Origin of the sequence: Pseudomonas pohangensis, assembly GCF_900105995.1 — a bacterium.
Lineage (GTDB): Bacteria > Pseudomonadota > Gammaproteobacteria > Pseudomonadales > Pseudomonadaceae > Aquipseudomonas > Aquipseudomonas pohangensis.
The window spans coordinates 2,128,701-2,140,858 of sequence record NZ_LT629785.1; the positions used below are offsets into that span (position 1 = coordinate 2,128,701).

The 12,158-nt window shown below is 60.0% G+C and carries 14 protein-coding genes; 1 reads left to right on the forward strand and 13 read right to left on the reverse strand.

The window, feature by feature from the left end; all coding sequences use genetic code 11:
- Positions 1 to 46 precede the first annotated feature (46 nt).
- The 5 genes from ruvB to aspS all read right to left on the reverse strand — a co-directional run bounded on the left by ruvB (position 47) and on the right by aspS (position 5,053).
- Positions 47 to 1,099 carry a Holliday junction branch migration DNA helicase RuvB gene (ruvB, locus tag BLT89_RS09975; protein WP_090194646.1) on the reverse strand — a complete coding sequence of 351 codons (1,053 nt, stop codon included), beginning with the start codon at positions 1,097 to 1,099 and terminating at the stop codon, positions 47 to 49.
- Positions 1,100 to 1,105: 6 nt separating this feature from the next.
- Complete coding sequence (ruvA, locus tag BLT89_RS09980; protein WP_090194648.1) at positions 1,106 to 1,711, reverse strand: Holliday junction branch migration protein RuvA; 606 nt, start codon at positions 1,709 to 1,711, stop codon at positions 1,106 to 1,108.
- A 16-nt stretch (positions 1,712 to 1,727) separates the two neighbouring features.
- Positions 1,728 to 2,252: a crossover junction endodeoxyribonuclease RuvC gene (ruvC, locus tag BLT89_RS09985; protein WP_090194649.1), complete on the reverse strand. Its 525-nt coding sequence runs from the start codon at positions 2,250 to 2,252 to the stop codon at positions 1,728 to 1,730.
- A gap of 135 nt (positions 2,253 to 2,387) precedes the next feature.
- Positions 2,388 to 3,134 (reverse strand): YebC/PmpR family DNA-binding transcriptional regulator, encoded by a 747-nt coding sequence (locus BLT89_RS09990; protein ID WP_090194651.1) that lies wholly within the window; start codon positions 3,132 to 3,134, stop codon positions 2,388 to 2,390.
- Between the two features lie 143 nt (positions 3,135 to 3,277).
- Positions 3,278 to 5,053, reverse strand: coding sequence for an aspartate--tRNA ligase (gene aspS / locus BLT89_RS09995; protein ID WP_090194653.1), 1,776 nt, complete (start codon positions 5,051 to 5,053; stop codon positions 3,278 to 3,280).
- A gap of 516 nt (positions 5,054 to 5,569) precedes the next feature.
- Between aspS and BLT89_RS18000 the strand changes: the two genes are divergently transcribed.
- Positions 5,570 to 6,166: a cold-shock protein gene (locus tag BLT89_RS18000; protein ID WP_090194654.1), complete on the forward strand. Its 597-nt coding sequence runs from the start codon at positions 5,570 to 5,572 to the stop codon at positions 6,164 to 6,166.
- Positions 6,167 to 6,210: 44 nt separating this feature from the next.
- Here BLT89_RS18000 and BLT89_RS10005 read toward each other — a convergent pair whose 3' ends face one another.
- From BLT89_RS10005 to BLT89_RS10040, 8 genes are all read right to left on the reverse strand, one after another.
- Positions 6,211 to 6,417, reverse strand: a complete 207-nt coding sequence (locus tag BLT89_RS10005) for a SlyX family protein (RefSeq protein ID WP_090194656.1) — start codon at positions 6,415 to 6,417, stop codon at positions 6,211 to 6,213.
- Complete coding sequence (locus BLT89_RS10010) at positions 6,417 to 6,845, reverse strand: HIT family protein (RefSeq protein WP_090194658.1); 429 nt, start codon at positions 6,843 to 6,845, stop codon at positions 6,417 to 6,419. The genes BLT89_RS10005 and BLT89_RS10010 overlap by 1 nt, the downstream gene beginning before the upstream one ends.
- Positions 6,846 to 6,916: 71 nt before the next feature.
- Complete coding sequence (locus tag BLT89_RS10015; protein ID WP_090194659.1) at positions 6,917 to 7,774, reverse strand: amino acid ABC transporter substrate-binding protein; 858 nt, start codon at positions 7,772 to 7,774, stop codon at positions 6,917 to 6,919.
- A 117-nt stretch (positions 7,775 to 7,891) separates the two neighbouring features.
- Positions 7,892 to 9,343 carry a sensor histidine kinase gene (locus BLT89_RS10020; RefSeq protein ID WP_090194661.1) on the reverse strand — a complete coding sequence of 484 codons (1,452 nt, stop codon included), beginning with the start codon at positions 9,341 to 9,343 and terminating at the stop codon, positions 7,892 to 7,894.
- Positions 9,340 to 10,005 carry a response regulator gene (locus tag BLT89_RS10025; RefSeq protein WP_090194663.1) on the reverse strand — a complete coding sequence of 222 codons (666 nt, stop codon included), beginning with the start codon at positions 10,003 to 10,005 and terminating at the stop codon, positions 9,340 to 9,342. Before BLT89_RS10025 ends, BLT89_RS10020 begins: the two co-directional genes overlap by 4 nt.
- 27 nt (positions 10,006 to 10,032) lie before the next feature.
- Positions 10,033 to 10,671 carry a tetratricopeptide repeat protein gene (locus BLT89_RS10030; RefSeq protein ID WP_090198912.1) on the reverse strand — a complete coding sequence of 213 codons (639 nt, stop codon included), beginning with the start codon at positions 10,669 to 10,671 and terminating at the stop codon, positions 10,033 to 10,035.
- Positions 10,672 to 10,687: 16 nt separating this feature from the next.
- Positions 10,688 to 11,479 carry an SDR family oxidoreductase gene (locus BLT89_RS10035; protein WP_090194665.1) on the reverse strand — a complete coding sequence of 264 codons (792 nt, stop codon included), beginning with the start codon at positions 11,477 to 11,479 and terminating at the stop codon, positions 10,688 to 10,690.
- Positions 11,480 to 11,499: 20 nt separating this feature from the next.
- Positions 11,500 to 12,153, reverse strand: a complete 654-nt coding sequence (locus BLT89_RS10040) for a TenA family transcriptional regulator (protein WP_090194667.1) — start codon at positions 12,151 to 12,153, stop codon at positions 11,500 to 11,502.
- Positions 12,154 to 12,158: the final 5 nt, after the last annotated feature.

A 12,158-nucleotide genomic window follows, 5' to 3' on the forward strand; every position in this document is an offset into this window, starting at 1 on the left:
GTGCTTACTCCCGGCCTTGCCAATCGGCCAACTGCTTGTTTTTAAACTAATCGTCACCCAGATCGAACAATTCAGCCGATGGCAGCGAGGCCAGCCGGCCCGGCAGGTTCAAGCCAAAATGCAGATAGGCATGGCGGGTGACCACCCGGCCTCTGGGAGTGCGCATGATATACCCTTGCTGGATCAGATAGGGCTCCAGTACATCCTCAATCGTATGCCGTTCCTCGCTGATGGCGGCGGCCAGACTGTCGATACCCACCGGACCACCATCGAACTTCTCGATCATCGCCAGCAACAGGCGGCGATCCTGGTGATCGAAGCCCTGTTCGTCGACATCCAGCAGATTCAGGGCCAGGTCGGCGATCGGTCGGGTGATCTGGCCCTGACCACGCACTTCGGCATAGTCACGCACCCGGCGCAGCAGCCGGTTGGCGATGCGCGGGGTGCCACGGGCGCGGCGGGCGATCTCGAAAGCGCCGTCCGGTTCCACATGCAAGCCGAGAATGCCGCCCGAGCGGCTGACGATGGTCGACAGATCTGCCGAACTGTAGAACTCCAGCCGCTGCACGATGCCAAAACGATCCCGCAGCGGGTTGGTCAGCATGCCGGCGCGGGTGGTGGCACCGACCAGAGTAAAGGGTGGCAGATCCAGTTTGATCGAACGCGCGCCGGGACCTTCGCCGATCATGATGTCCAGCTGGAAGTCTTCCATGGCCGGATAGAGTACTTCCTCGACAATCGGCGGCAGGCGATGAATCTCGTCGATAAACAGCACATCGCCCGGCTCCAGATTGGTCAGCAAGGCTGCCAGATCGCCGGGGCGTTCCAGTACCGGGCCGGAAGTGCTCTTGATCGATACGCCCATCTCCTGGGCGATGATATGCGCCAGGGTAGTCTTGCCCAGGCCGGGCGGGCCGAAGATCAAGGTGTGATCCAGCGGCTCACTGCGTCCGCGAGCCGCCTGAATGAACAACTCCATCTGGTCCCGCACCACCGGCTGGCCGATGTAGTCGGCCAGACTCAGCGGGCGAATGGCCCGGTCCAGTTGCTCGTCGCGGTCACGCCCGCCGGTTGTTACCAGTCGATCTGCGTCGATCATTGCGGCTTACACCATCCCCTTGAGAGCACGACGAATCAGTTCTTCGCTGGACAGACCCTCTTCCAGCACGGCAGCAACCGCACGACTGGCCTCCTGCGGCTTGTAGCCCAGCGAGATCAGCGCACCCAGTGCATCGGTTTCGGCACTTGAGACCGCGACACCGGGCCGTGGTTCAATCACCAGTGTCGACATGCCGGGCAACGTCTCCCAGGCCTTGAAGCGGTCCTTGAGTTCAACCAGCAGGCGCTCGGCGGTTTTCTTGCCGACACCGGGAACCTTGACCAGCACCGAACTATCCTGTGCCTGTACGCAGCGTACCAGCTCATCCACGTCCAGACCCGACATCAGCGCCAGTGCCAGTTTCGGCCCCACGCCATTCAGGCGGATCAGTTCGCGAAACAGCTCGCGCTCGCGCTTCTCGAAGAAACCGTAAAGCAGCTGAGCATCCTCGCGCACCACCAGATGGGTATGCAGGATCAATGGCTCGCCCACCGCCGGCAGACGATAAAGCGTGGACATCGGCACTTCCAGCTCATAGCCGATACCGCCGACATCCAGTATCAGGTGCGGTGGATGCTTCTCCACCAGGGTGCCACGCAGGCGTCCGATCACAGAGTCAATTCCTTGTTCAAAGTCGCAGGCGGCCGGCACGCTGTTTGGCGCCGGAAAGGCCGTGGGGAATCAGGCTTTGCCGATGATGGGCGTGGCAGATGGCTATCGCCAGTGCATCCGAGGCGTCGATTTGCGGTTTCTGCACCAGCTTGAGCATGTGCATGACCATCAGCTGCACCTGCTCCTTGTCGGCCCGGCCGGAGCCGACCAGCGCCTGCTTGACCTGGGTGGCGGTGTACTCCGCCACCTCCAGCCCCTGCTCGACACCCGCGACAATCGCCGCACCACGCGCCTGACCCAGCTTGAGTGCGGAGTCGGCATTGCGCGCCATAAACACCTGCTCAATGCCCATGGTCGTTGGCTTATACGTCTGGATCACCTCACAGACACCGCGATAGACCTTCTGCAGCCGCTCCGGCAATGCGCCCTCACCGGTGCGGATACAGCCCGAAGCGATGTACTCGCAGCCACGCCCGGTGTCACGCACCACGCCATAGCCGGTGATGCGCGAGCCGGGGTCAATTCCCAGAATCAGCGTCATGTCTTGATACTGTCTATATATCCAGTCTGCGAGTATAGGGAGTCTCTCCCGGCACGTCACCCACCAGTGCACAGAAAAAAACCGGAAGCGCCACGGGCAGCTTCCGGTCTTTTGCAGCACTGCTACGGACAGCTTCTAGTCCAGCTGCTCCATCAACTCATCGGCAATGTCGGCGTTGTGGTAGACCTCCTGCACATCATCCAGGTCCTCCAGCATGTCGATCAGCTTGAGGACCTTCTGTGCAGTTTCCAGATCCGTAACCGGCGCACTGATCGTGGGGATCATGGCGATTTCCGCCTCCTCACCCTTGAAACCGGCGGCCGCCAGGGCCTCGTTGACGCTGAGAAAGTCGGCGAAACTGGTCGACACCAGCGCCGAACCGTCCTCGGCCATTTCCACATCATCGGCTCCGGCTTCCAGTGCCGCTTCCAGCAATGCGTCTTCATCGACACCCGCAGCGAAGCTGATCTGGCCTTTGCGCTCGAACATATAGGCCACCGAACCATCGGTACCCAGATTACCGCCGCACTTGGTGAAGGCATGGCGCACCGCGGCTGCCGTGCGGTTGCGGTTATCGGTCATCGCCTCGACGATGATCGCCACGCCACTGACGGCATAACCTTCGTAGCTCAGCTCGGTCATGTTGTCGGCTTCGCTGGCACCGGCACCGCGGGCTATGGCCCGGTCGATGGTGTCGCGGGTCATGTTGGCGGTCAGCGCCTTGTCCACCGCCAGACGCAGGCGCGGATTCTCGGATGGCAAGGCGCCACCTTTGGCGGCAACGGTCAGCTCACGAATCAGCTTGGTGAAGATCTTGCCGCGCTTGGCGTCCTGACGTCCCTTGCGGTGTTTGATGTTGGCCCATTTGGAATGACCAGCCATATTTCACTCCGGTTGCTACAAATTGATGATCGCTCCCATGCTCTGTGTGGGAGCGCAGCCGAGCTGGTTCTGCGAGTGCGGGACGCTGAGCACCCGGGGATGAGGTTCCCACGCGGAGCATGGGAACCATCACGCAAACAGCATCACTCGGCTTTGGCTTGCTCGCGCAAACGAATGTGCAGATCGCGCAGGGCGTTGTTATCCACCACACCCGGCGCCTGGGTCATGACGCAAGCGGCGCTCTGGGTTTTCGGGAAGGCAATCACTTCACGAATCGAGCTGGCACCGGTCATCAGCATCACCAGACGATCCAGACCAAAGGCCAGTCCGCCATGCGGTGGTGCACCGTATTTCAGCGCATCCAGCAGGAAGCCGAACTTCTCCTGCTGCTCTGCGGCGCTGATGCCCAGCACATCGAACACGGTCTGCTGCATGGCCTTGTCGTGGATACGGATCGAACCGCCGCCCAGCTCGGTGCCGTTGAGCACCATGTCGTAGGCGCGCGACAATGCCGCCGCCGGGTTGGCACGCAGCTCGTCCGGAGTGCACTTGGGTGCAGTGAACGGGTGGTGCAGCGAATTCAGGCTGCCGTCGTCGGCTTCTTCAAACATCGGGAAGTCGATTACCCACATCGGCGCCCATGCGCAAGTCAGCAGATCGAGGTCATGACCGAGCTTGATACGCAGCGCGCCCAGGGCTTCGCTGACGATCTTGGCCTTGTCCGCACCAAAGAACACCAGATCGCCGTCCACCGCACCGACGCGATCAAGAATCACGTTGATATTGTCCAGCGGAATGTTCTTGACGATCGGCGACTGCAGACCCTCAACCCCGGCCGCACGCTCGTTGACCTTGATATAGGCCAGCCCGCGGGCTCCGTAGATGCCGACGAACTTGGTGTAATCGTCGATCTGCTTGCGCGGCATGCTCGCCCCGCCCGGCACGCGCAAGGCAGCGACGCGGCACTTGGGATCGTTGGCAGGGCCGGCGAACACCTTGAAATCGACGTCCTTGAGCTGGTCTTCCACATCCACCAGTTCCAGCGGGTTACGCAGGTCCGGCTTGTCCGAGCCGTAGCGGCGCATGGCTTCGGCGAAGGTCATATGCGGGAACTCGCCGAACTCCAGATCCAGTACTTCTTTGAACAGCTGGCGAATCATCTTCTCGGTGATGGCCATGATGTCGTCTTCATCGAGGAAGCTGGTCTCGATGTCGATCTGGGTGAACTCAGGCTGACGATCGGCACGCAGGTCCTCGTCGCGGAAGCATTTGGCGATCTGGTAATAGCGATCGAAGCCGGCCACCATCAGCAGCTGCTTGAACAGTTGCGGCGACTGCGGCAACGCAAAGAAGCTGCCGGCATGGGTGCGGCTCGGCACCAGATAGTCGCGCGCACCCTCCGGTGTGGCACGGGTCAGGATCGGCGTTTCCACATCGAGGAAGCCGTTGTCGTCGAGGTAGCGACGAATACTCGAGGTGATGCGCGAGCGCAGCTTGAGCTTCTCGGCCATTTCCGGACGACGCAGGTCGATAAAGCGATAGCGCAGGCGCGTTTCCTCACCCACGTCGGTGTATTCGTTGAGCGGGAACGGTGGTGTTTCCGCTTCGTTCAGCACTTCCAGTTCGTAGCCGAGCACCTCGATGGCACCGGAAGCCATGTTCGGATTGACTGCGCCGGCCGGACGCAAACGCACCTTGCCGGTTACCTTGACCACGAACTCGCTGCGCACCCGGTCCGCCTTGGCAAAGGTTTCGCCACGATCCGGATCGAACACCACCTGGGCCAGACCTTCGCGGTCACGAATGTCGAGGAAAATCACACCGCCATGGTCGCGGCGCCGGTGAACCCAACCGCAAAGAGTGATTTCCTGGCCGTCCAGCGCTTCGTTCAGCTGGCCGCAATAGTGAGTGCGCATCATGATCTTTGTTCGCTTCCGTTAAGTGCTTGAATTCGTTGTGCCGGAATTTACCGCCAATTGCCCTGCCAGCACGGCAGTCGGCAATGGCCCGGCGACAAACCGATACCCTGCGGCAAAGGGCGCGATTATATACAGTTAATCCGCAAGACACAGCCGCCAGGTATCCGGCACAACTCTTGCGTGAACCACAAAAAGGGCAAATCCGGCCTGCCGCAGCTGGATAGCAACAGGCTATTTTACTGCGACAACTTCAGCAGAAAGCCCTGCGAATCGTGTCCGGGCAAGCTAACTCCCCGACTCTACGCAGCCTCTGACAGATGCCCCGACGCCACGGGCGCAACCTTGCCGGCAGAATTGAGTAGTCACCGGCTTTACGGTTAAATACCCGACTGCTGCTTTCGAGTCGCTCGAAAAACCAGCAACCCAAGCAGTTAGCCGCGGACTTCTTTCAACCGCCCGGGCTGCAAAGCAATTTTTCTGATAGCCACCTTTTCGTCAAAGCGAGTTAATTCCGTTATGTTCAAAATTGTTCATCTGTTGACGGGCGTTGCCGCCCTGCTGTTGTCATTTATCCCCACCCTCGGTGCTGAAGCGCCGAACCTGCTGCAACAACCTGACGTGGTTTATCTGCTGTTCTGCGGCCTGATCAACCTGCTCGCCGCTGGCCTTAGCGGACGCGGCAGCCGCAGCGCACTGCAATCAACTGCATCCACGCTGATCGTACTGGCAGCCGCCCTGCAGGCTGTCGTGGTGCTGGCACCACTGCCCCAGGTTGCCGGACAACCGGCCGTGTTACTGGCGTTGACCGCAGTGATCGGCGCCGTGATTGCGCTCCTGGCTGGCAACCTGCCAGCACGCAGCAAAGCAGCGACCACCTTCAGCGGCGAGCAGGGCAATCGTGAGGCCGGCACCGTCAAATGGTTCAATACATCCAAGGGTTTCGGCTTCATTTCGCGCGACTCCGGCGATGATATTTTTGTGCACTTCCGTGCCATTCGCGGCGAAGGTCATCGTGTGCTGGTCGAAGGCCAGCGTGTCGAGTTCGTGGTAATGAATCGTGAAAAAGGCCTGCAGGCCGAAGATGTCACCGCCGCCGCGCCGGGCGGACGCTGACTCCAGGCATAAAAAAACCACCGCAAGGTGGTTTTTTTATGCCTTCAATAATGCGGCGGCGGTGCTTCATCTTCGGAAATGCCAAACTGCCCCTGCAACTCTTCCTGGCGCCGGACAAGTGCAGCAATCTGCTGTTGCAGCAAGTCTATGGCGCGTTGCTGGGCTACCACCACATCGTTCAGGGCCAGCAAGTTGTCTTCCTGAAAGGCCTGGCGGGTTTCCAGCTCGATAATGCGCAGATCGTCACTCATCAAGCCGTCTCCGAAAAGCAAAAATCATCCGTCAGCACCATAGCCAGCTTCTGCCGGATGGCCGCCACTTCCTCGACTGTATAAGCAACTGGCGGATGCCGGCCCCAGACTGGCGCTGGCCATGCCGGGTCACTCTTGCGCCGCACGATGACGTGCATGTGCAACTGACTGACCATGTTGCCCAGCGTCGCTACATTCATCTTGTCGGCACTGAATGTATCCTTGAGCACCTCGGCCAGAGCCGTGGTTTCCTGCCAGAGTAACTGTTGATCCGCACTATCGAGCTGAAACAGTTCGCTGACCGCTTCACGCCGTGGCACCAGAATGAACCACGGGTACTGGCGGTCATTCATCAGCAGCAGGCGGCACAAAGTGAAGTCACCCATGAGCAGGGTGTCATTGGCTAGACGGGAATCCAGATTGAACATCGCAGGCTCCTCGATCCGGGATCACAGGTAAAACTGCCTGCCAACGGCTGTCGGCAGGCAGCGGCAGAACATTACTCCGGCAGAGCGTTCAGCTGATACATCACAACCAGCGCCATTGGTGGCTTGCCGAACTTGCCAAACCAGGTGTTGTAGACGCTCATCACTTCGCCGGTGCGGTACAACTGCGCGAGTACCCGGTTGACCGCCTGCTTGAAGTCCGCGTCATTGCGCGGCACGACCAGCGCGTAGGGCTCATAGGAGAACGTATGCGGTGCAATGTTGAACTTGGCGCCTTTGGGTGCCGATGCAACCATGCCAATCAGCACTGTCTGATCCGCCGCGTAGCCGTCTATCTCGCCGTTATTGAGCTTTTGCATGCCATCGATATGTGTCTTCACCGGCACCAGCTCGAAGGTCACCATGTTCTTTTCGGCCCAGGCCTTGAGCGCTGTTTCCGTGGTATTGCCTGCAACTACACCGATCTTCTTGCCGGCCATATCCGTAAGGCTCTTGACCGGCTTGTCGCCCTTGACCAGGAAATTACCGCCATCCACCCAGGTCATCAGGCTGAAATCGACGATTTTCTGCCGGGAAATGGTGTCGCTGCTGTTGCCGCATTCGATGTCCACGTCACCACTGGCGACCTTCTCGAAGCGATTTTCCGCCGTCAGCGGGATGAATTTTATGTCCAGCTTGGGCAGCTTCAATTGCTGCTGGATGCCTGCGGCAACCCGCTTGCACAGGTCTATCGAGTAGCCCATGGGCTCACCGTTGGTGTCGACAAAGGAAAACGGAATCGATTCGGTACGGTGGCCGATCAGAATGGTTTTGGTCTCGGCAATCGACTTCAGCTTGCCGGTCAACTCGGCGCCCATTACCGGGCTAGCCAACAGGCTGGCCAGCAGGGCTACACTCAGTACTCGCTTCATGTGCAGGTTTTCCTCTTCATTTTCATTATTATCAGGCCCGGCAATGACCGGACTCAGGCCAGCATAGCCGGATTGACAAGGCGCTGGCCAGCCAATTTACAGCCTGATCAAGCGGGATTATCTCGGCAACACAACACTGACCTGCAGCCCGCCGGACACAGCATCGTCCAGCCGGATTTCACCGTTATGCAACTCGACGATGCGTTGTGCGATCGACAGCCCAAGCCCGGCACCCTGCCCCGCGCCCTGTCGATAGAATCGTTCAAATAACTGCTGACGCTGCGCTTGCGGCACTCCCGGACCATTGTCTTCGACCAGCAGACGCAGGCACTGCGGCTCCGCCTGCAAGCTGACCCTGATCTGACCGTGGGCCGGCGTGTGCTGTACGGCATTGCTCACCAGATTCTGCAGCAAGGTAGCCAGACTCGGGGCATCGGCGCACAGGTGATAGTCGCCTGCCTCATCCAGCTCGAACAGCAGCTCCTGCTGGCGAGCGAGCGCCAGTGGCGTCAGCTCGGCCAGCTCATGGCGCAGCAGCGGTGCCAGATCGACATCGGTCATGGCCATCTGCATCGCCCTGGGCTCCAGCCGCGCCATGGTCAGTAACTGTGCCACCACCCGGGTTGCCCGCTCGACACCCAGTTCCAGCTGATTCAAAGCGGCCTTGCGGTCTTCGCCATCCGGTGCTTGCAGGGCATTTTGCGCATGGATGCGCAGCACCGCCAACGGCGTGCGCAATTCGTGCGCAGCATCGGCAATAAAGCGCTTTTCCCGGCTCAATAACTGATTCACCTGCAACAGCAAGCGATTCAGCGCGGCAGTCATCGGCTCCAGCTCAGCCGGCAACGGTGCCAGAGTCAGCGGGGCGAGGCTTTCCGGGGCACGCTGCTTGAGCAGTTCAGCCATTTGCCGTAGCGGTTTGAGCCCGACACCTACTGCAAACCAGACCAGCAGGCCAATCAGCGGCAGCCCGAGAATTTCGCTCATCAGGCTGCGCAAGACGATTTTCTGCACCAATTCGCCGCGCACATCATCGCGCTCACCAACCAGAATCCAGAAACCTTTGGCTGGTTCATGCAGCAGGAACACCCGCCATTCATAAGCACCCAGCCGTAGATCGTGAAACCCCGGCAACTCTGCTGCCAGAGCCTGAATCGCTGGTATTGAGCCGTGCGCCTTTGCGCTTGGGGCGGAATCCGCCAATTGCGCCAGCAATCTGGGCAGCGCCTCGTGCGGCGCCTGTGCCGACTCCAGTTGTACTTTGCCGGCCTGATCCAGCAACTGGAATGACAGCTTGCTTTCATAGGGATGCGCGCCCTTTTCATCCCCTGCGGCCAAACTGTCTGCGCCCTGGTCAAGCGCCAACTGCATGGCCTGACGGGTCGATTCCGGCTCGGAGCCATGCAACAGTCCTTCGAGCAGGCGTGCCGACTGCGCCAGGCGGGCATCGAACAGCTCTTCGATTTCATGCCTGGCGTCACGGTAGCTTTTATAGGTCAACAGGCTGGTGGTCACGGTCAGCAGCAACAAGACCAGCAGCAGTGTGCGGCTGCGGATCGAGCCTGTCATGGCGCCTGCCGGTCAACCAGATAACCGACCCCGCGCACCGTGCGGATCAGTTCAGGAAAGACTTTCTTGCGCAGGTTGTGCACATGCACCTCCAGGGCATTGCTTTCGATTTCCTCATCCCAGCCGTAAAGCACCTGCTGCAGCCTGTCACGGGTCAGTACCCGCCCGGGCTGGGCGATAAGCTCATGCAACAGCAGAAACTCCTTGCGCGACAGGACTAACGGCTTGCCGCTGAATGTAACTTCCATGCTCGAGGGGTCGAGCGTGATACCACGGTACTCCAGCAAGGATTGCGCGCGACCCATGCTGCGCCTGAGCAGGGCCCGTAGCCGCGCCTTGAGCTCAGCCAGGTCGAATGGCTTGACCAGATAATCATCCGCGCCGGCATCCAGTCCGGCAATGCGGTCAGACGTGGCGTCGCGGGCAGTCAGCACCAGCACCGGCAGCGGGTTGGCCGCCGCTCGCAGCTGCTTGAGCACCTGCAAACCGTCCATGCGCGGCAAACCCAGATCAAGCACCAGCAGATCAAAACTTTCCTGCTGCAGCGCATGCAGGGCGCTCACGCCATCCTGCAGCCAGTCCACGGTATAACCTTCCGGCTTCAGGGCCATGCGAATGCCTTCCGCCAGAGCCACATCGTCCTCGACCAGCAACACCCGCATAGCCGCTCCTTGTTAACCGCCAAACATTCAGTCGAGTTCGCTCTGGACCTTGATCAGCAATGCCTTTACTTCGGCGCGGCGCCCGGCATCGGCCACTTCCCGCCCGGGTCGATCCGGCGCCTTCAGGGCCTTTTCCAGAGCCGCTTTGGCCTCTGCATAACGCTTTTCGCGGAACAGGAAATCCCCATAGAAATAGTTCGGATCAATCCCGTCCGGGTTCATTGTCAGGGCTTTCTTGAGCAGCACATCAGCCTGCTCGTCATCGCCAAAACCGATCGGCCAGCCGGGTACCTGATAGTACAGCGCCCCGAGGCTGGTGTAAGCCGAACCATCCAGCGCTGCCGGATCGGTCTTGATGGCTTGCTCCAGACTGGCCCTGGCCTGCTTGACCAGATCCAGCGCACCGAGTCCGCCCTTGGCTCCAGCATAGGTGCTGAGGATGATGCCGCGCCAGATCAGCAGCTCGGCAGCCGGGTCATTACGCACCATGGTCGCAGCTTCGGCGGACAATCTGGCAAAGTCTTTTTCACGCTCGGCTGCAGGTGTCTGGTAGTTGATCTGGGCCCAGCGGGTTTGCAGTAGCTTGAGATTTTCCTGAGTACTTTCGCTCAAGGCAAAAGCCGGCAAGCTGAGCAAGCAGGCGCAGAAAACCAACAGGTAACGCAACATGGCAGACCTCCTTTCAGTTTTTCGATTTGGCGAAGCGTTGAATGGTCGGCAATTGCTTGCGCAACGACTGGTCGACCAGCCTTGGCAACAGGCCGTTGAGCTTCACGAAGAACTTTTCCGGCCAGCCCAGATACAGCTCTTCACGCTCGGCCCGGATAGCTCCGAGCACCTGCGCTGCGACCGCCAGCGGCTCATCCATGCTGACTTTCAGTTCGTCATTCATTGCCAGCACATTTTCCGCATTCATGCCGGTGCGGGTTGCCCGTGGCGCGATGTATAAAACCCTGACCTGGGTGTCCGCCAACTCGCGGCGCAGCGCCTCGGAAAACCCGCGCAGGGCAAACTTGCTCGCGCAATAGGTGGCAAACCCCGGATAGCCGATCGAGCCGAATGTCGAACCGATATTTACCACCATCGCTCGACCTTGCTGCATCAGCAGCGGCAACAGGCGCTGGGTCAGCTGCAGGGTGGCCGTGACGTTGAGATTGATCAGCGCCGCCATCGCGTCCTCATCATGCTGTTCCAGCAGACTGAAACGGTTCTGCCCGGCGGCGTTGATCAGCAGATTCACCCCGCCAAAGCTTCGTGCCGCCGCCTGTACGGCATCCCGGCCCGAACGCTCGACAATATCCGCCACTACCACACTGACCTTGCCCGGATAGCTGCTGGCCAGTTTCTCCAGAGCATCCGCATGGCGTCCCACCAGCAAAAGTTGCGCACCGCTGGCGCAGAGGGTCTCAACCAGTGCCTGACCGATGCCGCCACTGGCACCGGTTAGCACAATTCTGCAGTCTGACAGTTGCATGCTGCTCTCCTTGAGCCCGCTCAGACCGATAACGGCAGGCTGCGGAACATATCGCCATACAGGCGATAAACGACTCTGGCGGTGTGCACCACCGCCGCCTTGTCTGCCTGGTTATCCAGCCGGTTCATCAGTTTCTTGAAAAACTCGACATGGCCGATATCCAGGCTGCCGTGGGACGTCAGGTAACTGAACGCCTGGGCTGGCAAGCCCAGGCCGCCCTTGATGATGCCGGCCATCTGGGTAGCCAGGGCGATACTGGTACCTTCCAGCACATGCACCATGCCGAAGAAACTCACCGGGTTATGCCGCTGGATGCGGTCGTAGACGTAGCTGACCATCAGCTCGGTAGGCAGATTGGGGGTAGCCTCACGCACTGCTTCAGCATCCGCACCGCAGGCGCGAATATCGTTGAGTACCCACTCCTGATGACCCAGTTCTTCCTCTATGTACTCGGCAACCGCTTCGCGCAGCCACTCCAGACGCTCCGGCAAGCGCGCGCCGCACGCCATCAACAGCGGCGTGGTGTGCTTGACGTGGTGGTAGGCCTGACCGAGAAACGCCACATAGCTGGGCAGGCTGACCTTGCCGGCACTGGCCTGGGTGATGATCGGCGCGCCCAGCAGATAGTCCCGCTCTGCGCTGGTCAGCTGGTTCAGCTCATCAAAAAAATCCATAATTA